At 64.6% G+C, this 24,413-nt stretch carries 20 protein-coding genes; 7 read left to right on the forward strand and 13 right to left on the reverse strand.

What is annotated here, in order from left to right; genetic code table 11:
• Positions 1-512 precede the first annotated feature (512 nt).
• The 5 genes from F753_RS47295 to F753_RS47315 are packed head-to-tail and all read right to left on the reverse strand — an operon-like array spanning position 513 to position 5,087.
• On the reverse strand, positions 513-2,462 hold the full coding sequence (locus tag F753_RS47295) for a response regulator (RefSeq protein ID WP_023447058.1): 1,950 nt from the start codon (positions 2,460-2,462) through the stop codon (positions 513-515).
• On the reverse strand, positions 2,452-3,324 hold the full coding sequence (locus F753_RS47300) for a sensor histidine kinase (RefSeq protein ID WP_014821947.1): 873 nt from the start codon (positions 3,322-3,324) through the stop codon (positions 2,452-2,454). The genes F753_RS47295 and F753_RS47300 overlap by 11 nt, the downstream gene beginning before the upstream one ends.
• Complete coding sequence (locus F753_RS47305; protein ID WP_023447059.1) at positions 3,317-4,327, reverse strand: ATP-binding protein; 1,011 nt, start codon at positions 4,325-4,327, stop codon at positions 3,317-3,319. The genes F753_RS47300 and F753_RS47305 overlap by 8 nt, the downstream gene beginning before the upstream one ends.
• Positions 4,324-4,728, reverse strand: a complete 405-nt coding sequence (locus F753_RS47310) for an ATP-binding protein (RefSeq protein ID WP_003281109.1) — start codon at positions 4,726-4,728, stop codon at positions 4,324-4,326. The genes F753_RS47305 and F753_RS47310 overlap by 4 nt, the downstream gene beginning before the upstream one ends.
• Positions 4,725-5,087, reverse strand: coding sequence for an STAS domain-containing protein (locus F753_RS47315; RefSeq protein ID WP_031298448.1), 363 nt, complete (start codon positions 5,085-5,087; stop codon positions 4,725-4,727). Before F753_RS47315 ends, F753_RS47310 begins: the two co-directional genes overlap by 4 nt.
• Positions 5,088-5,171: 84 nt before the next feature.
• Between F753_RS47315 and F753_RS47320 the strand changes: the two genes are divergently transcribed.
• Positions 5,172-6,257 carry an IS5-like element ISPst12 family transposase gene (locus tag F753_RS47320; RefSeq protein ID WP_011913346.1) on the forward strand — a complete coding sequence of 362 codons (1,086 nt, stop codon included), beginning with the start codon at positions 5,172-5,174 and terminating at the stop codon, positions 6,255-6,257.
• A 164-nt stretch (positions 6,258-6,421) separates the two neighbouring features.
• On the opposite strand, the gene F753_RS47325 is transcribed toward F753_RS47320, so the two are convergent.
• Positions 6,422-7,270, reverse strand: coding sequence for an STAS domain-containing protein (locus F753_RS47325; protein WP_023447061.1), 849 nt, complete (start codon positions 7,268-7,270; stop codon positions 6,422-6,424).
• Positions 7,271-7,466: 196 nt separating this feature from the next.
• Positions 7,467-8,366: a LysR family transcriptional regulator gene (locus F753_RS47330; protein WP_023447062.1), complete on the reverse strand. Its 900-nt coding sequence runs from the start codon at positions 8,364-8,366 to the stop codon at positions 7,467-7,469.
• Between the two features lie 102 nt (positions 8,367-8,468).
• Here F753_RS47330 and F753_RS47335 point away from each other — a divergent pair, with 102 nt between their 5' ends.
• The 4 genes from F753_RS47335 to F753_RS47350 all read left to right on the forward strand — a co-directional run bounded on the left by F753_RS47335 (position 8,469) and on the right by F753_RS47350 (position 13,337).
• Positions 8,469-9,707: a 3-hydroxyacyl-CoA dehydrogenase gene (locus F753_RS47335; protein WP_023447063.1), complete on the forward strand. Its 1,239-nt coding sequence runs from the start codon at positions 8,469-8,471 to the stop codon at positions 9,705-9,707.
• Positions 9,708-9,709: 2 nt separating this feature from the next.
• Positions 9,710-11,500 (forward strand): acyl-CoA dehydrogenase C-terminal domain-containing protein, encoded by a 1,791-nt coding sequence (locus F753_RS47340; RefSeq protein WP_023447064.1) that lies wholly within the window; start codon positions 9,710-9,712, stop codon positions 11,498-11,500.
• 208 nt (positions 11,501-11,708) lie between these two features.
• Entirely contained in the window at positions 11,709-12,872 is a 1,164-nt protein-coding gene (locus F753_RS47345; RefSeq protein ID WP_014821939.1) for an iron-containing alcohol dehydrogenase, read from the forward strand.
• Positions 12,873-12,905: 33 nt separating this feature from the next.
• Positions 12,906-13,337, forward strand: a complete 432-nt coding sequence (locus tag F753_RS47350; RefSeq protein WP_014821938.1) for an acyl-CoA thioesterase — start codon at positions 12,906-12,908, stop codon at positions 13,335-13,337.
• A 112-nt stretch (positions 13,338-13,449) separates the two neighbouring features.
• On the opposite strand, the gene F753_RS47355 is transcribed toward F753_RS47350, so the two are convergent.
• The 6 genes from F753_RS47355 to yrfG all read right to left on the reverse strand — a co-directional run bounded on the left by F753_RS47355 (position 13,450) and on the right by yrfG (position 22,875).
• Complete coding sequence (locus F753_RS47355; RefSeq protein ID WP_003303059.1) at positions 13,450-13,911, reverse strand: glycine zipper domain-containing protein; 462 nt, start codon at positions 13,909-13,911, stop codon at positions 13,450-13,452.
• Positions 13,912-14,107: 196 nt separating this feature from the next.
• Positions 14,108-14,956, reverse strand: coding sequence for a formate dehydrogenase accessory sulfurtransferase FdhD (gene fdhD / locus F753_RS47360; RefSeq protein ID WP_023447065.1), 849 nt, complete (start codon positions 14,954-14,956; stop codon positions 14,108-14,110).
• Positions 14,957-15,226: 270 nt separating this feature from the next.
• Positions 15,227-17,788, reverse strand: a complete 2,562-nt coding sequence (locus F753_RS47370) for a PAS domain-containing hybrid sensor histidine kinase/response regulator (protein ID WP_023447067.1) — start codon at positions 17,786-17,788, stop codon at positions 15,227-15,229.
• 169 nt (positions 17,789-17,957) lie between these two features.
• On the reverse strand, positions 17,958-19,193 hold the full coding sequence (gene fdhD, locus F753_RS50265) for a formate dehydrogenase accessory sulfurtransferase FdhD (RefSeq protein ID WP_023447068.1): 1,236 nt from the start codon (positions 19,191-19,193) through the stop codon (positions 17,958-17,960).
• A 270-nt stretch (positions 19,194-19,463) separates the two neighbouring features.
• Positions 19,464-22,025 (reverse strand): PAS domain-containing hybrid sensor histidine kinase/response regulator, encoded by a 2,562-nt coding sequence (locus tag F753_RS47380; protein WP_023447067.1) that lies wholly within the window; start codon positions 22,023-22,025, stop codon positions 19,464-19,466.
• Positions 22,026-22,194: 169 nt separating this feature from the next.
• Positions 22,195-22,875: a GMP/IMP nucleotidase gene (yrfG, locus tag F753_RS47385; protein WP_023447069.1), complete on the reverse strand. Its 681-nt coding sequence runs from the start codon at positions 22,873-22,875 to the stop codon at positions 22,195-22,197.
• A 119-nt stretch (positions 22,876-22,994) separates the two neighbouring features.
• On the opposite strand from yrfG, the gene nudE reads away from it, so the two are divergent.
• The gene (nudE, locus tag F753_RS47390) at positions 22,995-23,561 is read left to right on the forward strand and encodes an ADP compounds hydrolase NudE (protein ID WP_014821934.1); all 567 of its coding nucleotides are present in this window, start codon (positions 22,995-22,997) and stop codon (positions 23,559-23,561) included.
• Positions 23,558-24,376, forward strand: a complete 819-nt coding sequence (gene cysQ / locus F753_RS47395) for a 3'(2'),5'-bisphosphate nucleotidase CysQ (protein ID WP_023447070.1) — start codon at positions 23,558-23,560, stop codon at positions 24,374-24,376. The genes nudE and cysQ overlap by 4 nt, the downstream gene beginning before the upstream one ends.
• Positions 24,377-24,413 lie beyond the last annotated feature (37 nt).

Here is a 24,413-nt window from a genome sequence, read left to right on the forward strand (position 1 = left end):
GCTTTTATTTGCGATTTAAATAAATTGGCTCCTTTAAGTAAGCCCGCGAACTCAAATATTTAGGGTTTAACTAGTTGTTAATCATCAATATTGTATGGGCTATGGAGGCAAGAGAAATAATTCAACAAATGTTCCACGCTAATAGTTCGTAGCGGGGGCATCGCTTGCCGACAAAGCAGCGGGGGTGCGTGGCCGCGCAAAGGCGCCTTCTGTCCCGCCAGGCTGGTAAACGCGACAGTGAAACGACACGTTCGTTTTAGCTATAGCGAAAGGCTTACAAGAATCCCGGTTTTTGGCTCTTCATTGCCTGCGGCCTGATGATTAATCTAGGCCCACTCTGAAGCGCAGGACGTGCTCAGGATCAGGATGATCGACCACCGCCAGGAAGGCAGCCGGAAGGATTCGGATAGGTCAGAAAGAACCCGCTTCGGCGGGTTTTTTGTTGCCCGCGCCATGCGCATCAAGCGCAGATCGGTGATTTTTAAGCGGCGGTGGATGGCCGGTCGGCAACGTCAGGCTTCGTCGAGCAGGCCGCGGATCTTGATCAGCAGGTCTGCACCTTCGAACGGCTTGAGCACCAGCTCCATGCGCTCATCGACAAATCCCTCGCGACTGGATGCGCCCTCCGCATAGCCGGTCATCAGCACCACCGGCAGTGTCGGACGCTCGCGGCGTGCCCATTCGGCCAGCTGGCGACCGGAAAGACGGGGTAGCCCGACATCGCTCAGCAGCAAGTCAATCGACGGGTCGGCCTCGAGCAGAGACTGGGCGGTTTCCACGTCGCCCGCCTGGCTGCAGCGGTAGCCGGCTTCGATCAGTGTCTCGGCGATCAGCATGCGCACGCTGGGCATGTCTTCCACCACCAGCACGTGCTCGTGGCCGACCAGCCGCATCGAACTATCCGGCGCTGCGGCAGGCGTCGCTGCCTGTTCGCCGTTGGCGGCGGGCAGCAGGAGGGTGACTTCGGTTCCGGCGCCGAGCGTGCTGCGAATGCTCGCATCGCCACCCGACTGCAGGGCAAACCCGTAGATGCTCGATAGCCCCAGCCCTGTGCCGCGGCCCTGCGGTTTGGTGGTGAAAAAGGGATCGAAAACCTTGTCCAGCACGCCGGGATCGATACCCGTTCCGTCATCGCCCACGCACAGGCCGATGTAACGACCTGCGGCGAGTTCCGCCTTCTGGCCGCCATCCGAAGGGAACGTACTGATGCGGATATGCCCGCCTTCGGGCAACGCATCGCGGGCGTTGATCACCAGATTGAGCAGGGCGCTCTCGAACTGGCTGACGTCCACGCGCGCCACCGCGGGCTCGGCGGTGAAGTCGAAGGTCAGCGTTATGCGTTCGCCGATGGTGCGCCGCAGCAGGTCTTCCAGCGAGCGGATGCGTTCGTTGATATCCAGCGCCCGTGCATCCAGCGGCTGTTTGCGAGCGAATGCCAGCAGGCGATTGGTCAGCGACGCTGCACTGCGCGCCGAGCTGAGCGAGGCATCGGCAAAGCGCAGCACGCTGTCGGCGCGGCCTTCGATGATGCGCTGCTTCATCAGCTCGATGCCGGTGATGATGCCGGTGAGCAGGTTGTTGAAGTCGTGGGCGATACCGCCAGTGAGTTTGCCCAGGGCGTCCATCTTCTGCGCCTGCAGCAGCTGCTCTTCGGTGCGCGCTCGCTCGGCGACCTCGTGGGCGAGCTGACTGGTGGTAGTCGCGATTTCCTGGCGCTGTGCGCGTTCACGCAGACGCTGTTCGGTTACGTCCTCGACGAACACCAGGCCCAGGCCCTGTGCGCGGTACGGGGAAATTTGCCACTCGGTCTCGCGGGTATCGCCGTTGACCTGCATTTGCAGCGGCGTTTGCCAGCGCTCGCCGGCCTGAAGATGTGCGCTCAGCTCGGCGAGAATCGCTTCTTGGCCGGCGGCGAAACGTTGCGACAGGGGAGCCGTCGGGCCGACGGCTCCCACCAGCAGTTCAAACGCATGGTTGCACTCGTGCAGCTGCAGTTCGGCGTCGAGCACCGCGATGGGCGCGGCGACATGGAAGAAGATTTCCCGGAAGCGCGCCTCGCTGTCACGCAGTGCGCGCTCGGTATCGCGCACCCGCAGCAGGGTGCGCAGCGTCGCCAGCAGCACGTCGGGATCGACCGGGTGGATCAGGTAGGCATCGCCGCCGGCATCGAGGCCGGTGATGATGTCGTTGGTCTCGATGGAGGCGGCGGACACGTGAATCAGCGGCAGCAGGGCGGTGTTCGCATCGGCGCGCAGCTGGCGGGCGATGTCGAAGCCGCTCATGTCCGGCAGGTTGACGTCGAGGATCAGCGCATCCGGCGCGGCGTTGGCCACCAGTTCCAGGCCTTCGCTGCCAGTGCCGGCTTCCAGCACCTGATAGCCATGGCGTTCCAGTACCCGGCGCATCGCATAGCGCGTCGGCACGTTGTCGTCGACGATCAACAGACGGCTGTCACGCTCCATCGGAAGGCTCCGTATCAATCGCCAGAGGCAGAACTACATAGAACTCCGAGCCCTTGCCTGGTTCGCTTTCCACACCGACACGGCCGCCGAGCAGTTCGGCGAAACGCTTGCATAACGCCAGGCCGAGGCCGGTTCCGCGCAGGCGCTTCTGCAGCGGTGAGTCGACCTGGGCGAAATCTTCGAAAAGCCGGTCGTGCAGCTCGGGGGCAATGCCGATACCGGTGTCGCTGACGGCGAAGCGGACCTGCTGCGGGTTTTCCATCCGTGCCGACACGCGCACCACCCCCTGAGGCGTGAACTTCACCGCGTTGGAGATGAAGTTGCGCAGGATCTGCGCCAGCTTCTTGTCATCGGTATAGAGCCGCGGAATGCCTTCGGGCTCTTCGAAGATGAGGTCGATCGGCGAGCCCTCGACGATGGGGCGGAACATGCCGCGCAACGCCGAGAACAAGTCGAGCATGTCGAACCAGGCCGGGGAAATGCTGACGCGGCCGGCTTCGATCTTGGCCAGGTCGAGCAGATCATCGACCATTTCGCTCAGCTCGCTGGCGGCCGAGCTGACGAAACGCACCTGCGTGTGCTGTTCCGGGCTCAACGGGCCGTCCAGTTCGTCGCTGAGCAGGCGGGTGATGCTGAGGATCGAGCCCAGCGGCGTACGGAACTCGTGGCTCATGTACGACAGAAAGCGACTCTTCAGGTCCGAGGCCTGGCGCAGCTGCTCGGCCTGGGTGTCCAGCTCGGCATACAGCGCCAGTACACCCTGATTGGTTTCTTCCAGTTCGGCGCGCAGCGATTCATTCGCCCGGCGCAGCTGTTCGAGCTGGCCGGCGTCGCCGGTCTCGGGGGACGTCGGATCAGCCACGGGGAGCCTCCAGATTGAGTGCCAGCACGGTCACGTCGTCGCGACCGCGGCAGAAGTCGCGATGCAGCAGTGCGGCAATGATGGCCGGGTGACGGTGAACGAGACCGGGGTAGTCGCGCAGATTCCAGCGTGTTTGCAGGCCATCGCTGTAGAGCACCAGGAGCCGCGCCTCGCCCAGCGGGTAGTCGAAGACATGCGCCTTGCGAAAGCGCACGCCGACGATGCCGGGATGCGAGGCCAGGCCACGCGAGCCCTCGCTAGCGATCAGGCTGGCGCCGATATTGCCGATGCCGGCGAAATCCAGCGTCTGACGCTGGCCGTCGAAGTGCGCGATGGCTGCGGCGCCGCCGCGAGTGCCGTTCATCGCCTGGTGCATGTTGCTGAACAGGGCGAAGGGGGAATCCAGTGGGGATTCTGCAAACGCCACCGCACCTGCCAGCGCGGCCTGCTGGGCAAGCTCGCCATGGCCGATGCCATCGATGACCAGGGCACTGCAGCGCTGCCCATCGAAGGCCAGCTGCCAGGCGTCGCCACAGGCTGTTTCGCCTGGATAGGGATGCTGACTGACGCCGTAGCGCCACGGCGGCGGCTGCGCGCCGCGAGGAAACAGCTGCGCCAGCACCACCGAGCCGCGGGTATCGGAATAGGCATCGAACACCTGGGCCTGACGCGCCAGCGCGCCGAGCCCGATGCCCTGGGTGCCGCGGGTGGAAAATCCGTCGGTCAGGCATTGATCGAGGTCGAAGCCCGGTCCGCGGTCGACCGCGATGATTTCGACGCCGCGCCCCTCTCGTCCAGGAATTACGCGAAGGTGCAGTTCGCCGCGCCCGGCGTGCTTGAGCAGGTTACTGCCCAGCTCGGTGGCGAGCAGGGCGACGCGCCCGGCATCGTTGGTGTCGAAGTCGTGCTGTTCGGCCAGCCGCTGGGCGACCCGGCGGGCATGGCCGATCTGGCTGTTGTCTTCGATCAGCAGGACCTGTGTGACGCTTCCCTGAACGTTCATGTCCACCGCGTGATGGTGATTCGGGTGCCCGCGCCGACCGTGCTGTCGAGTTCGAACTCGTCAACCAGCCGCTTGGCGCCGGTCAGCCCCAGGCCGAGCCCACTGCCGGACGTCCAGCCGTCGGTCATGGCCAGCTTGATGTCGGCGATGCCCGGGCCTTCGTCGCGGAAGGTCAGGCGCACGCCGACCCGCGTGCCGTCCTCGATCAGCTGCCAATCCATGTCGCCACCGCCGCCGTAGACCACGGTGTTGCGCGCCAGCTCGCTGACCGCGGTGACCAGCTTGGTCTGGTCGATCAGGCGCATGGCGCATTCCTGGGTCAGCTTGCGCACGGTCTGCCGCGCCAGCACGACATCCTGTTCGAGGCGCACCGGCTGGCTGCCGCTGCTGCGCACGATCATTGCGCGGCCACGCGGGCGCGCAGCAGCTGCATGCCGCGCTCGACGTTCAGCGCGGTGCTGACGCCGGGCAGTTCGAGGCCGAGTTCGACCAGGGTGATGGCCACGGCGGGCTGCATCCCGACCACCACGGTCTCGGCATCCATGATCCGCGACAGGCCGGAGATGGTGCCGATCATGCGGCCGATGAAGGAGTCGACCATGTCCAGTGCGGAGATATCGATCAGCACGGCCTTTGCCGATGTCACACTGATGCGCTCGGCCAGGTCGTCCTGCAGGGTCATCGCCAGTTGGTCGTGCATGTCGACCTGGATGGTGACGAGCAGAAACTCGCCCATCCGCAGAATGGGTATGCGATCCATTAGCAGGCCGTTGAAAAAAGCCAGAGCCCGCGTGGCTCTGGCAAAATGGCGGCCATCCTCTTCTGCCGAAGCCAGCCCAAGCCGATGCGTGGACTCGACCTCAAACAAAACGAGCTGTTCAGTTATACGACGCTGGAGCAGCGCATCCCGAACGATCACCCGCTGCGTCCCCTGCGAGGCCTGGTCGATACCGTTCTGGCTTCGATGGATCGGGACTTCGACGGGCTGTACTCCACCCTGGGACGGGCCTCGATTGCGCCGGAGCGGCTGCTGCGCGCCTCGTTGCTGCAGGTGATTTACACCATTCGCTCCGAGCGGCAGTTGGTCGAGCAGATTGATTTCAACCTGCTGTTTCGCTGGTTCGTCGGCTTGTCGATGGACGAGCGCATGTGGGATCACTCGACCTTCAGCCAGAACCGTGACCGCTTGTTCAACCAGGATGTAGCGCGGCTGTTCTTCCAGCGCATCAAGTCGCTGGCCGCATGGTCCGAGTACGCCAGCAACGAGCATTTCAGCGTCGATGGCACGCTGATCGACGCCTGGGCCTCGCACAAGTCCTTTATCAAGAAGGATGGCGGCGACCCACCGGAGGATGGCACGCGCAACCCCGATGCCGACTTCAAGGGCGAGAAGCGCAGCAACGCGACCCACCAATCGACCAGCGATCCCGAGGCCCGGCTGGCGCGCAAGAGCAATGGCGATGCCAGTCGTCTGGCGCACATGGCCCACACGATGATGGAGCACCGCAACGGTCTGATCGTGGATGTGGAATGCACCGAGTTCAATGGACGTGCCGAGGTAGAGGCGGCGCTGGAGATGCTGGAGCGCACGGCCAAGCCGGGCAGCACGGTAGGTGCAGACAAGAATTACGACCAGAAGCGTTTCGTGCAGAGGGCGCGCGAGCTGAAAGTGACACCGCATGTGGCGCAGAAGCGCAAGGGCAGCGCCATCGATGGGCGCACCACGCGGCATCCGGGGTATGCCGCCAGCCAGAAGATCCGCAAGCGGATCGAAGAAGGTTTTGGCTGGCTGAAGACGGTTGGCGGCCTGCGCAAGACCAAGCTGATCGGTCGCGCCAAGCTGAGTGCTCAGTTATTGCTGGGTTTCTCGGTCTACAACCTGATCCGACTGGGTAGCCTGTCGGGTTGGTGGCGAGGATCGCATGTATAGGGCGAGTTACGCCCAAAAAACGCCGAAAGGCGTGAACGTGGTGCTGAAACCTGTCAAAAAGGCCTGAAGTCAGGCCTTGTGTGGACTCCGTTAGGCCAAAGCGCTTGAAAAAGCGCCAAACCGGACGGGTTGGGGCAGTTGAAGCCGAGTTTTTCAACGGCCTGTTAGACGGCCTTCGTCACGGTGAGGCCGGAACGGCGCAGGGCCAGGGCCAGGGCGTCGGCTAGGCTGGCCTTGGTGACGATGCCTTGCAGGTCCAGGCCCAGGTGCACGATGGTCTGCGCGATCTGTGGACGCACGCCGCTGATGATGCAGTCGGCACCCATCAGGCGAATCGCGGTGACCGTCTTCAGCAGATGTTGGGCGACCAGGGTGTCGACCGTCGGCACACCGGTGATATCGATGATGGCGATTTCCGAACCGGTATCGACGATGCGCTGCAGCAGCGACTCCATCACCACCTGGGTGCGCTGCGAGTCGAGGGTGCCGATCATCGGCAGGGCGAGCACGCCGTCCCACAGCTTGACCACCGGGGTCGACAGCTCCAGCAACTCTTCCTGCTGACGCTTGATCACTTCTTCGCGGGACTTCTGGAAGGTGCGCACGGTGTACAGCCCGAGGCTGTCGATCAGCTCGGATACCGCCCACAGCTGCTCGGCGAATACTGCCGGCTCATTGGCGTACTCGCTCTGCAGCAGCGCCATCAGCGGACGCTTGATGGCGAAGATGAAGCCGGCGGTCTGTTGCGAATCCATGCCGAGCAGTGCGCGGCTGCGCGAGAGTTTTTCCAGGTACAGGCGCATGCCGTCCCAGGCCGGACCGTTGATATCGGCCGAGCCGTCTGCCGTTCCGCTGATCAGCTGACGGATGAAGTCGACGGTCTGCTGGGCCAGTTCTTCGGGCTTGATGTTGTGATAGCCGCCCAGATTCTGCAGGTCGGACTTCCAGCTGCTGAGCAGTTCGGCCTGATTGCGAGTGATGGTGTCGGTGGTACGTTGCAGCAGGGCCGCCATAGGTCTAGCTCCGGATTTGATTTGATCGTCCATGTTCACCATGGCGCATTAGCAAGAGTAGATATCCACCTTGCTGCGATGTTCCGCGCAGCCGGCCGCAGTCGCCTGCTTTCGGGAAATTCCCGACGGAAACGCTGGGAGATACTAGCAAATGGATATTAGCCAGGCGTGAGATTCGTTGCGCCCGACTCGCGCCTCAGCCAGGCGCCACGGCGTCGATCTGCTCGATAAGCCATTGCAGCGCCGAGTCGTTCTGTCGCTGTGCGACGCTGACGATATCCAGCGCGAAGGTGCCGAGATCGAACGGCAGATCGAAGGTTTGCAGCGGTAGCAGCGTGGCGAAATAGCGCGCCAACTGGGTCGGCAGTACGGCAGCGAGGTCGCTGCTGGCGACGATATGCGCGGCCTGCAGGTAGTTCGGCGTGGTGTAGACAACCTTGCGTTCAAGCCCTTGGGCTTCCAGCCACTGGTCGACCATACCGCGGGTCTGGCCACCATGCACCCACAGGTGGCGCAGGCGCAAAAAGGCATCCAGATCCAGCCCCGCCGTCAGCAGCGGGTGGTCGCGCCGCGCCGCCACCTGCAGCGTCTCGCTGGCCCAGCGACGTACGTGAAAGCGTGACGGCACCTCGAGAAAGCGCCCGAGCACCAGGTCGACCTCGCCGTTGTCCAGCGCTTCGACCGGCAGCGTCGGCGTCAGGTGCTGGATCGCCAGCTGGATGCCGGGTGCGTGCTCGGCCAGTCGCCGCATCAGCGCGGGCATGCAGATCAGCTCCACATAGTCGGTCACGGCGATGCGGAAACGCTGGTGGCTGCGCGCCGGATCGAAGGCTTCGCCAGCAATCAGGCTGTGCTCGATCTGCTGCAGCGCGTGGCGGATCGGTGCTTCCAGGGCCAGCGCCCTTGGTGTCGGCTGCATGGCTCGGCCGGCACGCACCAGCAGCGGGTCGTCGAGCAACTCACGCAAGCGATTGAGCGCGTTGCTGACTGCCGGCTGGCTGAGCGACAGCCGCTCCGCCGCCCGCGAGACGTTGCGCTCGCGCAGCAGGGCGTCCAGCACACGGAGCAGGTTGAGGTCGAAGTTGTAGATATTCATTTGGTGAATCCGAAACATCACAAGACTAAATTTCAAAAATAGTAGCGTCTTCGTCTATGGTTGGTCTCCAGTTTTTCCAGCCTTGCAACGAGGACAGCTGCAATGAGCCAAGACCGCTTCGATATCCAGACCGCCGCCGTGATCGGCGCGGGCACCATGGGCCGCGGGATCGTCATGAGCCTGGCCAACGCCGGCGTGCAGGTGCGCTGGCTGGACAACAATCCCGAGATGCTGGAACAGGCGCTGAGCGTGGTAGCTGACACCTACGCGCACAATGTGCGGCAGGGCCGGATCGACGAGACTCAAGCGGCGGCACGACGCGCCTGCGTCAGCAAGGCGGCCGATTACCAGGCGCTGGCTGATGTGGATCTGGTAGTCGAAGCGGTCTACGAGAATCTTGAGCTCAAGCAGAATATCTTCCGCGAGTTGGACGGCATCGTGAAGCCGAGCGGCATCCTTGCCAGCAATACCTCCGCGCTGGATATCGACGCCATCGCCGCAGTCACTGGCCGCCCCGAGCAGGTTGTGGGTCTGCACTTCTTTAGCCCGGCGCACATCATGAAACTGCTGGAGATCGTCCGCGGCGCGAAGACTTCCAAAGCGGTGCTCGAAGCATCCACCGAACTGGGCAAGCGCATGGGCAAGGTCAGTGTGGTCGCCGGCAACTGCCCGGGCTTCATCGGCAACCGCATGCTCGCCACCTATGTGCGCGAGGCGCGGATGATGCTGCTCGAAGGTGCCTATCCACATCAGGTCGATGCTGCGCTGCAGGGCTTCGGTTTTGCCATGGGCCCGTTCCGCATGTATGACGTGGTCGGCATCGACCTGGAATGGCGCGCCCGCGAACTGGCCGGCAAGGGCCAGGATGAGGCTGAAGTGCAGATCGACAACCGCCTCTGCGAGCTGGGCCGCTTCGGCCAGAAATCGCGCATGGGCTACTACCGCTACGCCGAAGGCAGCCGCCAGGCCGAGCACGATCCGGAAGTGGACGCCTTGGTGCAGCGTGAGTCCGAGCGGCTCGGCTATGAGCGCCGCGAGATCGGCTCGGAGGAGATTCTTGAGCGCTGCTTGCTGGCGCTCGTCAACGAAGGCGCGAAGATCCTGCAGGAAGGCATGGCTGAGTCCAGCGCCGATATCGACACCGTCTACCTCTACGGTTACGGCTTCCCGGCCGAAGTCGGTGGGCCGATGACCTGGGCCGATCGTCAGGGCCTGCCGGCCATTCGTGATCGCCTGAATGCCTTGGGCCAGCAGCACGGCGAGCACTGGAAGCCTGCCGAACTGATCGACAGCCTGGCCACTCTCGGCGGTCGTTTCGCCGACCACAAGAAGGAGGCGTGAGCATGGAATACAAGGCCCCCCTGCGTGACATGCGCTTCGTGCTGCACGAGCTGTTCGACGCCACCGGCCATTGCGAGCTGCTCGGTAACGGCCTGGACCGCGAGCTGATCGACGGCGTGCTGGAAGAAGCGGCGCGCTACACCGGCGGCGAGATCGCGCCGCTCAATCGCAACAGCGACGAAGAGGGCGTGACTCTGGAAAACGGTGAGGTCCGCACGCCGCAGGGTTTTGTCGAGGCGTACAAACAGTACGTCGACAACGGTTGGGCGAGCATGACCGGGCCGACCGAGTACGGCGGTCAGGGCTTTCCGCAATTGGTGGCCTGCAACTTCCACGAGATGCTGATGGGCGCGTCCCTGTCCTTCCGCATCTACTCGGGCCTCACCGAGGGCGCGGTGCTGGCGCTGTACAAGCACGGCAGCGACGAGCTGAAAAATGCCTATCTGGAAAAGCTGGTCAGCGGCAGTTGGAGCGGCACCATGTGCCTCACCGAGCCCCAGGCTGGCACCGACCTCGCGCTGCTGCGCACCCGGGCCGAACCCCAGGCGGACGGTAGCTACAAGGTCAGCGGCAGCAAGATCTTCATCTCCGGCGGCGAGCACGACATGAGCGAGAACATCGTGCATCTGGTGCTGGCGCGCCTGCCGGATGCACCGGCCGGTGTTAAAGGCATCAGCCTGCTGCTGGTCCCCAAGTTCATCGCCAACGCCGATGGCACGCCGGGCGTTCGCAACGCGCTGTCCTGTGGTGCCGTCGAGCACAAGATGGGCATCAAGGGTGCGGCGACCTGCGTGATGAACTTCGATGGCGCCACCGGCTGGGTCGTCGGCGAGCCCAACCAGGGACTGGCGTGCATGTTCACCATGATGAATGACGCGCGTTTCCAGGTGGGGCTGCAGGGCCTTGGGATCGCCGAGCAGGCCTATCAGGGTTCGCTTGCCTATGCTCGTGAGCGTCTGCAATCGCGCGGACTGGCTGGCGCGCAGCACCCGGACAAAGTGGCTGACCCGATCATCGTGCATCCGGACGTGCGGCGCATGCTGCTGACGCAGAAGACTCTGGTCGAAGGCAGCCGCATGCTGGCCGCCTACTGCGCCCGGCAGCTGGACCTCGAACACGGCCATCCCGAGCCGACTTATCGCAAGGCGGCGAGCAAGCGCGCGGCGCTGCTGATTCCGATCGTCAAGGCGTTCTTCACCGATATGGGCCAGGAAGTCGCCAGCCTCGGCGTGCAGGTCTACGGTGGCCACGGCTATATCCGCGAGTGGGGCATGGAGCAGTTGATGCGCGACAGCCGCATCACCCAGCTCTACGAGGGCACCAATGGCATCCAGGCGCTGGACTACATCCGCCGCAAGCTGCTCGGCGATGGCGGCGCGGAGTTGTCGGCGTTGCAGGCGGAGTTCAGCGAGGTCTGTGATCGGCAGATCGACCGGCCGGCACTGCACGACATGGCCAGCAAGGTGCAGGCACGTATCGGCGAATGGCGCGAGCTGAGTGCCGAGATCATTGCGGCGACCGGGCGCGATCCGCAGGAGATCGGCGCGGTTTCGGTGGATTTCCTCCAGTACTCCGCCTATGTCTTGTTGGCCGGGCTGTGGCTGCAGGCCGCGGCGAGCGCACAGGATGCGCTGGAGCAGGGGACCGGTGAAGAGGCGTTCTATCAGGCCAAACTGGGCAGTGCGGACTTCTATCTGCGTCGTGTACTGCCGCGGGCCAGTTCGCATCGGGAAGCGATTCAGGGTGGGGCCGAATGTTTGATGGCGCTGCCGGAGACGGATTTTGCGTTTTGAGTGAGGTTGGAAGGGCGAGTGCGACAGCCCCTCACCACTACACCTCTCCCCAAAGGGGAGAGGGGGTCGACCGAGTGAGGGCCAGGCCCCGCGGTTGGGCAACAACACAGAACTACCCCCTCTCCCTCCGGGAGAGGGCTGGGGTGAGGGCGCTTTTTTCACGTTGACTGCCTTTGCCAAAGCCGAATAAAAACAGTCAGGAGGCAGCATGCATCCGTTCAGCTTTGCCACAACCGCGCAATTGATCTGTGAGCCCGGCTCTTCTCGCCGTTTGGCTAGCCTCTGCAAGGAGCGCGGGGCGCGTTCCGTATTGGTCGTCACCGATCCGGGCATCACCCGTTTCGGCCTGCTCAATGATGTCTTGCCTGGCTTCGAAAGCGAAGGCTTGGCAGTTGCGATCTACGATCAGGTCATCGCCGATCCGCCGGAACACATCGTCATGACGGCGGTGGAGCAGGCTCGGGCAGTGGGAGCCGATCTCATCATCGGTTTCGGCGGTGGCAGCTCCATGGACGTCGCCAAGCTGGTGGCGTTGCTGGCGCATCCGGCCTGTGCCCAATCGCTGCAGGATATCTACGGGGTCGGCAATGCCAAGGGCCAGCGCCTGCCGCTTATTCAGGTGCCGACCACCGCCGGCACCGGCTCGGAAGTCACGCAGATCGCCATCATCACCACCGGCGAGACGACCAAGATGGGTGTGGTATCGACCCTGTTGCTGCCCGATCTGGCATTGCTGGATGCCGACCTCACCCTTGGCCTGCCGCCTGCAGTCACCGCAGCGACTGGCATCGACGCCATGGTGCACGCCATCGAGGCCTATACCAGCGCGCTCAAGAAAAACCCCATGTCCGACCTGTTGGCTCGCGAGGCGCTGCGCCTGCTGGCGGCGAACCTCGACGAGGCGGTGCACAAAGGCAGCAACCGGGAGGCGCGTCAGGCCATGCTGCTCGGCGCGTGCCTGGCAGGGCAGGCGTTCGCCAATGCGCCAGTAGCGGCGGTGCATGCCCTGGCCTATCCGCTGGGTGGCAATTTCCATATCCCGCACGGGCTGTCGAACGCGCTGGTACTGCCGCAGGTGCTGCGATTCAACGTCAGCGCGGCGACCACGCATTACGGCGAGCTGGCGCCGATCATCCTCGGCGACCGACTGCGCACGGACGACCCTTCGACCTACGCCGAACAGCTGATCGAGGAGTTCGAGCAGATGAGCGCACGCGTTGGCCTGCCGACCCGGCTGCGCGATGCCGGCGTGCCGGAGGAGATGCTGCCGCAGCTGGCCAAGGAGGCGATGCTGCAGCAGCGCCTGCTGGTCAACAACCCGCGCGAAGTCACCGAAGCCGATGCGCTGGCAATCTATCAGGCGGCGTATTGAGCGCCTTTTTACTACTGCACGCGGAAACCACCCATGCCTGAGCAACCTAAGCACCTGCGCCACGATTACCGGCATTTCCAGCCGATCACCACGCGCTGGCACGACAACGATATCTATGGCCACGTGAACAACGTCGTCTATTACGGTTTCTTCGATACCGCGGTGAACAACTATCTGATCCAGCAGGGCGGGCTGGATATCCAGGGCGGTGAGATCGTCGGTTTCGTGGTCAGCTCCGCCTGCGACTACTTTGCGTCGATCGCTTATCCGGACGTCATCGAGGTCGGCCTGCGGGTGGCCAGGCTGGGCAACTCGTCGGTGCAATACGAGCTGGCTATCTTCCGCGAGGGTGAGCAGGAGGCCTGCGCCGCGGGCCGCTTCGTGCATGTCTTCGTCGAACGCGCAAGCAACCGTCCCGTCGCCATTCCCGGGCGCTTGCGCGCCGCGCTGGAAGCCTTGAGCTAACCCGCTCGGCGCATACAGCAGAAGCCGTAAAAACGAGATCGCCCGGAGCGGCTGGGCCGGTCCGGGCGATGCGGTGGCGCTGCGAGACGGCAATGCCTGCCGTCTGCGGCCCTCAGTGATGCTTGTGTTTGTGCTTGTAATGACCTTTGGCTTTGCCTGGATGGCCGTAGTAGCGGCGATCATCCCGGTAGCGACGGTCACGCCGGTAGTCATCATCATCGTCGCCGTAGGCATTGCCGATCGCGCCGCCAGCGCCGCCGCCCACGGCTGCGCCGATCAGCCCACCCGTGCTGCCACCGACCTGCTGGCCGATGACATTACCGCCTGCCGCGCCGAGGCCACCACCAATGGCCGCTTCGGTACGGCTGCGTTTGTCCGCACCGACCATGCCGCCGGCCGCGCCGCCAACGCCGGCACCAATGGTGGCGCCGGTCGAGCCCCCCAGATGCTCTCCCACCACTGAACCCAGTGCACCGCCAAGCGCGCCGCCGACGGCGGCTTCGGTGTTGCTGCCGGCGAAGGCTGCAGCGCTGAGCAGACTGGTGGACAACAGGAAAATCGAGGCGTACTTCATGGAGTGATCCCGTATGTGGATTGCGCCGCGATCCTCACGTGCCGCTGCGCTTGCGGCAAGAGCGATCCGATGAAATGCGTGATCCGGTTGGCGTTTGCTAACTATTTGATTTTGCTTAGGAACAAGAGGTGTTTCGAGTGGTCTTAGCTCGCTTGTGGGGCCTGCGCGCAGGGCCTTTACCCGCTCGGAATCAGCATCAGCCTTGCGCGCGCACCGCTGCGGCAGGGCTGTAGATCCGCGGCGGGCTGTGCTGTGGCAGGGGGGTGAGGGTGAGGGTATGCCGCTGCGCCCACTGGGCGGCCAGGCCGGTGGGTGAAGACAGGCTCACCAGCGCTGGAATCCCGGCCCGCTGCACTTTCTGCACCAGCTCCAGGCTGCAGCGGCTGGTGACGATCGCCAGACCACCGGCCGCTGCACAGCCGGAGCGGGCCATGGCACCGATCAGCTTGTCCAGCGCGTTATGCCGCCCGATATCCTCGCGGCCCAGGCGGATCTCGCCGTTGGCGTCCATGAACAATGCGGCATGCACCGCCCCGCAGTCGCGCCCCAGCGGTTGAAACGCTTCGATACGTTGACGCAGGTCCTGCAACCAGTGCGAGGGCGGCAGTGGCGCTGCCGGCATGACCGGCAGGCGCGGCAGTGCCTGCTCCAGCGCTTCGACCCCGCAGAGCCCGCAGCTGCTGTTGCCGGGTAGCTGGCGGCGTTGCTGCTTGAGGCGCCAGAACGCGCGGCTGGCGATGTCCAATTCGGCGCGCCGCGCACTGCCGCTGCCGTGCAGGCGAATGTCGTAGATATCATCCAGCGACTCGACGAAGCCATTGGCCAGGCTGAAACCAACCACGAAATCTTCCAGATCGGCCGGCGAGATCATCATCACCGCCTGGCTCATCCCGTTGTAGGCGATCGCCAGCGCGCACTCCTCGGCAAGATCGACTGCGCATTGCGCGACATCGTCGATCGGCTGGTAGCAGTAGCGCTGGCTGGCGCCGGCAGGTGGTTGCGCGGCACTGGCGACGCCGGCATTCAGGCGAGACGGGGCGTTCATCGGCGATTCGGTCCGGTTAGTGGCCTGTTTAGTAGTTCGGTTGGTCAATTTCGGCGTCCATGGCCCCGATACTGGGTTGCTGCTCCTCGCCATAGCCCGCTATGACTCGTCGCAGCGCCTTGTCTCGGCCATTTACATCCGAACTTGCCTCAACCCACTCACCGCACAGGTCACGAGGTCTGACGAGACCGGCGTTCTGCATCGCTGCAACTAGCAGTGCATGCTCGCCGCCGGTGGATAGGTTTATGACCCCAGCCGGCTGCGGACGATTCACCGCTGGTCGTTATCCGCCAGCATGTCGCGTACGCGCTTGGCCAGCGCATCAAGGTTGAACGGCTTGCTGATCATGTCCATGCCCGGTTCGAGGAAGTCCGCGCTGGCGGCCTGCTTGGCATAGCCGGTCATGAACAGCACCGGCAGATCGGGGCAATGCTGGCGCGCGACATCCGCCAGTTGCCGGCCGTTCATGCCGGGCAGTCCGACATCGGTGACCAGCATGTCGATGGTGGGCGTGCTCTCAAGCAGGCGGATCGCCGCATTGCCGTCGGCGGCTTCCAACGTCTGATAGCCGAGCATCTGTAGCACGTCGATGACCAGCAGGCGCACCGCCGGATCATCCTCGACCACCAGGACGGTTTCGCCTTGCTGGGCCTGAAGCGGGCCGTCGTCTTCGCCGGCTGGCGCGACGCTGACGCCTTGGTCCTCGAATACGGGAAGGTACAGGCTGACCTGGGTGCCTTCGCCCGGTTCGCTGGCGATCTGGATATGGCCGCCGGCTTGCCGGGTGAAACCGTAGACCATGGAAAGGCCGAGCCCCGTGCCCTGGCCGATGGGTTTGGTGGTGAAGAACGGTTCGAAGACGCTGGCCAGTACCTTGGGGCTCATGCCGCAGCCGCTGTCGGTCAGGCAGAGGATGACGTAGCGCCCGGCGGCCAGATCGCCCACATCGCCTTGCCTGTACAGTTCGACATTGCGAGTTTCCAGCAGCAGGGTGCCGCCGTCAGCCATGGCGTCGCGGGCGTTGATGACCAGGTTGAGCAGCGCGCTTTCCAGCTGGTTTTCGTCGCTGGAAACCGGCCACAGACCTTGCTGCAACTGATTGCGGATGTGGATATGGCTGCCCAGCGTGCGGCTGAGCAGGTCGTGCATCGACTCGATCAGCTGGTTCAGCTCGACACGCTTGAGATTCAGCGGCTGGCGCCGGGCGAAGGCGAGCAGGCGGTGAGTCAGTGCCGCGGCGCGATTGGCCGAGGTGACCGCGGCATCGATGAAGCGCTGGGTTTCGCCGTGGCGGCCGGACTGGATGTAGCGCTGGATCAGGTCCAGGCCGCCGATGATGCCGGTCAGCATGTTGTTGAAGTCGTGGGCGATGCCGCCGGTCAGCTGGCCGACCGCTTCCATCTTCTGCGCCTGACGCAGCGCTTCCTGTGCCTGCTCGCGGCTGGCCATTTCCTTGAGCAGGCGTTCGTAGACTTCCGCCAGTGCCTGGGTGCGCTCCTGAATACGGCTTTCCAGTGTCTCGTTGAGTTCGCGCAGAGCCTGTTCGGCGCGCCAGCGCTCGGTGACATCCAGTGCCATGACGAAGAAGCCGAGCACGTTGCCCTGGCCGTCGCGGCGCGGCAGGTAGTGCACCAGCATGCGTCGGGCCTGGCCGTCACGGTGCGGGCTATGGGCCTCGAAGGTCACGTCGCGGCCGGCGAGGGCGTCACGGATGCTTGTCTGGCGCTCGGCATAGCCGCGTTCACCGAGCACTTCGCGGGCGGTCTTGCCCAGCAGCCATTCGGTCGAGTGGCCGAACCAGTCGGAGTAGTAGCGGTTGTTGAAGCGAAAACGTTCCTCGGCGTCGACGTAGCCGATGAGCACCGGCAGAGCGTCGGTGACCATCTTCAACTCGGCTTCGCTCTGGCGCAAGGCATCTTCGCTGGCCTGCTGTCCGGTGATGTTCATCACTGCGCCGGGGAAGCGCTGTGGCCAGCCCTGCTCGTCGCAATGGCAGCGCCCGCGCGCCAGCGCCCAACGGGTGACGCCATCGTCGCTGCGCAGCCTGTAGCGCTCGTCGAGCGTACCGCGCTCGACGATGCAGCGCTCCAGCGCGGCGCGCAGGCGTGGCACGTCGTCGGGATGGACATGATCGAAAAAGGCTTCGCTGCTCAGGCCGTTCGGCCCGGACTGGGCCACCGGCAGGATGCGGGAAAGCTCAGCCCCCGCCGGAATCTCGCTGGCCTGGATGGCCCAGTCCCAGATGCCGATCAGATCGCTGGCCTCGAGCGCCAGTTGCAGGCGCTGTTCGCTGGCGCGGTGCACCTCCGCGCTGAGTTTGTAGTGCAGGGCGGTCTGCGACAGGCGGGTTTCGGTGCGCACGCGTTCGCTGGTTTCGCTGAGGCACAGCAGCAGGCCGCCGATGCCGTGCGAGGCGTTGCGAATGGGGCTCAGGGCGAGGTCGAACCAGGCTTCCACCGGAGCGCCATCGCGTTCGATGACCAGTTGCTGATTGCGCAGCACTCGTGGCTCACCGCGCCGGGCAGTGTCGCAGGCCGGCTCCAGCAGTGCCCAGGTCGCGCCCCAGCGGTGGCAAGCGGGCTGGCCGAGTTCGGCCGGGTGGCGATCGCCGATCAGTGCGGCGTGGGCGTCGTTGTACAACTGCAGCGCCTGGTCGCCCCAGAGGATGCACATCGGCAGGGGCGCTTCGAGAATGGTGTCCAGCAGCAGCCGTAGCGAAGCCGGCCAGGCGTCAGGAGTTCCGAGCGCAGTCGCACCCCAGTCATGCCGGCGGATTCGCTCACTCATCTCGCTGTGACTATGGGGCCAGAATTCGGCGCCTACTGCTGCCATGTTGCTTCCTATCGATCATCCGTGGGCGAACTACGAGCGGCAGGGCATGTGCTGCGCACCGCTGCGCTGTTTCGATGCGTGCCGGCCCGGGCTCGTCCTGAGCCGGTTCCCGCCGACGGCAACTGTTGCGTAGTGTAAAGCTTCCGGCTGCCGAAGGCAGCGCCAGCCGTCACGCTGGACCGCCGTGCAGGCTGCGGATCAGGTCGAGGTAATCGTCAACCGCGGCGAATTCCTCGGTGTCCTTCGGTGCGCGGCGACTGTCCGGCTCGCGCACCGCCAGCAGATGCACAATGCCGAAGCGCTGCGCACTGCGCAGGATCGGCAGGCTATCGTCGATGAACAGGGCGCGTGCGGGCTCGAACTCCAGATCCTGGCGCAGTGCGTGCCAGAATTGCGGCTCCTCCTTCGGATAGCCGTAGTCGTGGGAGCTGATCAGGCGGTCGAACCAGGGCGCCAGTTCGATCTTCTCCAGCTTCAGCGACAACGAGTCGCGGTGCGCATTGGTGATCAGCACCACGCGCTTGCCGGTATGGCGCAACGCGGCGAGAAATTCGTCGGCATTTGGTCGAAGGGCGATCAGCTCGGCGATCTCGCGTTTCATGTCGCGGATCGGCAGGGTGTGGATGAGGTTGAGGTTATGCCGCTGCGCCCACTGGGCGGCCAGGCCGGTGGGTGAAGACAGGCTCACCAGCGCTGGAATCCCGGCCCGCTGCACTTTCTGCACCAGCTCCAGGCTGCAGCGGCTGGTGACGATCGCCAGACCACCGGCCGCTGCACAGCCGGAGCGGGCCATGGCACCGATCAGCTTGTCCAGCGCGTTATGCCGCCCGATATCCTCGCGGCCCAGGCGGATCTCGCCGTTGGCGTCCATGAACAATGCGGCATGCACCGCCCCGCAGTCGCGCCCCAGCGGTTGAAACGCTTCGATACGTTGACGCAGGTCCTGCAACCAGTGCGAGGGCGGCAGTGGCGCTGCCGGCATGACCGGCAGGCGCGGCAGTGCCTGCTCCAGCGCTTCGACCCCGCAGAGCCCGCAGCTGCTGTTGCCGGGTAGCTGGCGGCGTTGCTGCTTGAGGCGCCAGAACGCGCGGCTGGCGATGTCCAATTCGGCGCGCCGCGCACTGCCGCTGCCGTGCAGGCGAATGTCGTAGATATCATCCAGCGACTCGACGAAGCCATTGGCCAGGCTGAAACCAACCACGAAATCTTCCAGATCGGCCGGCGAGATCATCATCACCGCCTGGCTCATCCCGTTGTAGGCGATCGCCAGCGCGCACTCCTCGGCAAGATCGACTGCGCATTGCGCGACATCGTCGATCGGCTGGTAGCAGTAGCGCTGGCTGGCGCCGGCAGGTGGTTGCGCGGCACTGGCGACGCCGGCATTCAGGCGAGACGGGGCGTTCATCGGCGATTCGGTCCGGTTAGTGGCCTGTTTAGTAGTTCGGTTGGTCAATTTCGGCGTCCATGGCCCCGATACTGGGTTGCTGCTCCTCGCCATAGCCCGCTATGACTCGTCGCAGCGCCTTGTCTCGGCCATTTACATCCGAACTTGCCTCAACCCACTCACCGCACAGGTCACGAGGTCTGACGAGACCGGCGTTCTGCATCGCTGCAACTAGCAGTGCATGCTCGCCGCCGGTGGATAGGTTTATGACCCCAGCCGGCTGCGGACGATTCACCGCTGGTCGTTATCCGCCAGCATGTCGCGTACGCGCTTGGCCAGCGCATCAAGGTTGAACGGCTTGCTGATCATGTCCATGCCCGGTTCGAGGAAGTCCGCGCTGGCGGCCTGCTTGGCATAGCCGGTCATGAACAGCACCGGCAGATCGGGGCAATGCTGGCGCGCGACATCCGCCAGTTGCCGGCCGTTCATGCCGGGCAGTCCGACATCGGTGACCAGCATGTCGATGGTGGGCGTGCTCTCAAGCAGGCGGATCGCCGCATTGCCGTCGGCGGCTTCCAACGTCTGATAGCCGAGCATCTGTAGCACGTCGATGACCAGCAGGCGCACCGCCGGATCATCCTCGACCACCAGGACGGTTTCGCCTTGCTGGGCCTGAAGCGGGCCGTCGTCTTCGCCGGCTGGCGCGACGCTGACGCCTTGGTCCTCGAATACGGGAAGGTACAGGCTGACCTGGGTGCCTTCGCCCGGTTCGCTGGCGATCTGGATATGGCCGCCGGCTTGCCGGGTGAAACCGTAGACCATGGAAAGGCCGAGCCCCGTGCCCTGGCCGATGGGTTTGGTGGTGAAGAACGGTTCGAAGACGCTGGCCAGTACCTTGGGGCTCATGCCGCAGCCGCTGTCGGTCAGGCAGAGGATGACGTAGCGCCCGGCGGCCAGATCGCCCACATCGCCTTGCCTGTACAGTTCGACATTGCGAGTTTCCAGCAGCAGGGTGCCGCCGTCAGCCATGGCGTCGCGGGCGTTGATGACCAGGTTGAGCAGCGCGCTTTCCAGCTGGTTTTCGTCGCTGGAAACCGGCCACAGACCTTGCTGCAACTGATTGCGGATGTGGATATGGCTGCCCAGCGTGCGGCTGAGCAGGTCGTGCATCGACTCGATCAGCTGGTTCAGCTCGACACGCTTGAGATTCAGCGGCTGGCGCCGGGCGAAGGCGAGCAGGCGGTGAGTCAGTGCCGCGGCGCGATTGGCCGAGGTGACCGCGGCATCGATGAAGCGCTGGGTTTCGCCGTGGCGGCCGGACTGGATGTAGCGCTGGATCAGGTCCAGGCCGCCGATGATGCCGGTCAGCATGTTGTTGAAGTCGTGGGCGATGCCGCCGGTCAGCTGGCCGACCGCTTCCATCTTCTGCGCCTGACGCAGCGCTTCCTGTGCCTGCTCGCGGCTGGCCATTTCCTTGAGCAGGCGTTCGTAGACTTCCGCCAGTGCCTGGGTGCGCTCCTGAATACGGCTTTCCAGTGTCTCGTTGAGTTCGCGCAGAGCCTGTTCGGCGCGCCAGCGCTCGGTGACATCCAGTGCCATGACGAAGAAGCCGAGCACGTTGCCCTGGCCGTCGCGGCGCGGCAGGTAGTGCACCAGCATGCGTCGGGCCTGGCCGTCACGGTGCGGGCTATGGGCCTCGAAGGTCACGTCGCGGCCGGCGAGGGCGTCACGGATGCTTGTCTGGCGCTCGGCATAGCCGCGTTCACCGAGCACTTCGCGGGCGGTCTTGCCCAGCAGCCATTCGGTCGAGTGGCCGAACCAGTCGGAGTAGTAGCGGTTGTTGAAGCGAAAACGTTCCTCGGCGTCGACGTAGCCGATGAGCACCGGCAGAGCGTCGGTGACCATCTTCAACTCGGCTTCGCTCTGGCGCAAGGCATCTTCGCTGGCCTGCTGTCCGGTGATGTTCATCACTGCGCCGGGGAAGCGCTGTGGCCAGCCCTGCTCGTCGCAATGGCAGCGCCCGCGCGCCAGCGCCCAACGGGTGACGCCATCGTCGCTGCGCAGCCTGTAGCGCTCGTCGAGCGTACCGCGCTCGACGATGCAGCGCTCCAGCGCGGCGCGCAGGCGTGGCACGTCGTCGGGATGGACATGATCGAAAAAGGCTTCGCTGCTCAGGCCGTTCGGCCCGGACTGGGCCACCGGCAGGATGCGGGAAAGCTCAGCCCCCGCCGGAATCTCGCTGGCCTGGATGGCCCAGTCCCAGATGCCGATCAGATCGCTGGCCTCGAGCGCCAGTTGCAGGCGCTGTTCGCTGGCGCGGTGCACCTCCGCGCTGAGTTTGTAGTGCAGGGCGGTCTGCGACAGGCGGGTTTCGGTGCGCACGCGTTCGCTGGTTTCGCTGAGGCACAGCAGCAGGCCGCCGATGCCGTGCGAGGCGTTGCGAATGGGGCTCAGGGCGAGGTCGAACCAGGCTTCCACCGGAGCGCCATCGCGTTCGATGACCAGTTGCTGATTGCGCAGCACTCGTGGCTCACCGCGCCGGGCAGTGTCGCAGGCCGGCTCCAGCAGTGCCCAGGTCGCGCCCCAGCGGTGGCAAGCGGGCTGGCCGAGTTCGGCCGGGTGGCGATCGCCGATCAGTGCGGCGTGGGCGTCGTTGTACAACTGCAGCGCCTGGTCGCCCCAGAGGATGCACATCGGCAGGGGCGCTTCGAGAATGGTGTCCAGCAGCAGCCGTAGCGAAGCCGGCCAGGCGTCAGGAGTTCCGAGCGCAGTCGCACCCCAGTCATGCCGGCGGATTCGCTCACTCATCTCGCTGTGACTATGGGGCCAGAATTCGGCGCCTACTGCTGCCATGTTGCTTCCTATCGATCATCCGTGGGCGAACTACGAGCGGCAGGGCATGTGCTGCGCACCGCTGCGCTGTTTCGATGCGTGCCGGCCCGGGCTCGTCCTGAGCCGGTTCCCGCCGACGGCAACTGTTGCGTAGTGTAAAGCTTCCGGCTGCCGAAGGCAGCGCCAGCCGTCACGCTGGACCGCCGTGCAGGCTGCGGATCAGGTCGAGGTAATCGTCAACCGCGGCGAATTCCTCGGTGTCCTTCGGTGCGCGGCGACTGTCCGGCTCGCGCACCGCCAGCAGATGCACAATGCCGAAGCGCTGCGCACTGCGCAGGATCGGCAGGCTATCGTCGATGAACAGGGCGCGTGCGGGCTCGAACTCCAGATCCTGGCGCAGTGCGTGCCAGAATTGCGGCTCCTCCTTCGGATAGCCGTAGTCGTGGGAGCTGATCAGGCGGTCGAACCAGGGCGCCAGTTCGATCTTCTCCAGCTTCAGCGACAACGAGTCGCGGTGCGCATTGGTGATCAGCACCACGCGCTTGCCGGTATGGCGCAACGCGGCGAGAAATTCGTCGGCATTTGGTCGAAGGGCGATCAGCTCGGCGATCTCGCGTTTCATGTCGCGGATCGGCAGGTTGAGTTCGCGGGTCCAGTAGTCCAGGCAATACCAGGTGAGTTTGCCGACGTGCTCGTTGAACAGTGGCGCCAGTTCCAGCTCGGCCATGGCGCGGCTGATGCCGTGCAGCTCGGCGTAGCGTTGCGGCAGCAGTTCGAGCCAGAAATGATTGTCGAAATGGAGATCCAGCAGCGTGCCGTCCATGTCGAGCAGGACGGTATCGATGTCGGACCAGGGCAGGTTGGCGGTCATGTGCGGGCTCGCGTCAGCGGTGTATGGACGGGACGGCGTCGGTCAGCTGGTCGTAAAGCACTCACGGCCAGCGCAAAAAGCCGGGTTATGATAGCCGCTCGCGTTTCCAGGAGTTTCCCATGCGCCAGAAACCCACCGTGCTAGCCCGTGAGATCGTCGCCAGCAGCCGACTGTTCCGTGTCGAGGAGCTGCAGCTGCGTTTTTCCAATGGTGTCGAGCGCACCTATGAACGCCTGGTCGGCAAGGGCAGCGGTTACGGCGCGGTGATGATCGTGGCGCTGGCCGATGCGGAGAATGCACTGCTGGTCGAAGAATATTGCGGCGGCACCGACACCTATGAGCTGTCGCTGCCCAAGGGCCTGATCGAGCCGGGTGAAGACGTGCTCGAAGCGGCCAACCGCGAACTCAAGGAGGAGGCCGGCTTCGGCGCGCGCCGCCTGGAGCTGCTCACCGAGCTGTCGTTGTCGCCCGGTTACATGAGCCAGAAGATTCAGGTGGTGCTCGCGCGCGATCTGTATCCGGAGCAGCTGCCAGGCGACGAGCCGGAGCCGATGCGACTCGACAAGGTCAACCTGCACGAACTGTCCAGTCTGGTGCAGCATCCGCAGTTCAGCGAGGGGCGCGCATTGGCCGCGTTGTACCTGGTCAAGGATCTGTTGACCCAGCGCGGAGAGTTCGGCCAATGAGTCATCCCTATCTGTCGTCAGTCATCGATCTGGTGCGTCAGGCGGGCGAGGCGATCCTGCCGCACTGGCGCAGCGAGCTGGATGTCCAGACCAAGACCGACGAATCGCCGGTGACCGTCGCCGATATGGCGGCGCATCAGGTGTTGCTGGACGGCCTGATGGCGCTGGATAGCGCCATCCCGGTGCTGTCCGAGGAGGATTGCGAGGTGCCGCTGAGCGAGCGCGCCGGCTGGACGCGCTGGTGGCTGGTTGACCCGCTGGATGGCACTAAGGAATTCATCGCCGGCAGCGAGGAGTTCACGGTCAACGTCGCGCTGATCGAGGCAGGCAAGGTGCGCTTCGGCGTGGTCGGCATTCCGGCATCCGGACGCTGTTACTACGGTGGCGAGGATTTCGGCGCCTGGCGCAGCGAAGTGTCCGGCGCGACTCAGCCGCTGCGCGTGCGCCAGCAACCGGAGCAAGCGTTTACCGTGGTCGCCAGCCGGCGCCACAGCAGTCCGGCGCAGGAGCAGCTGTTGAGTCGTCTGGGCGAACGTTTCGGTGAGCTGGCGCTGGCGAATGTCGGCAGTTCGCTGAAATTCTGCCTGCTGGCCGAAGGTGCTGCGGACTGCTACCCGCGCCTGGCGCCGACCTCGCAGTGGGATACCGCTGCCGCGCAGGGGGTGCTGGAAGGTGCCGGTGGCGAGGTGCTGGATGTCAGTGGTGCGGCGCTGCGCTATGACGCGCGGGAAAGCTATCTGAACCCATCTTTCCTGGCCCTGCCCAGAGGCGTCGGCTGGCGCGACTGGCTGATCGAACTGGCCAATCGCGAGTAATCCCGGCGCGCCTGCCTGGAGCGGGCATTGCGCCGAC

Source organism: Stutzerimonas chloritidismutans AW-1 (assembly GCF_000495915.1).
Lineage (GTDB): Bacteria > Pseudomonadota > Gammaproteobacteria > Pseudomonadales > Pseudomonadaceae > Stutzerimonas > Stutzerimonas chloritidismutans.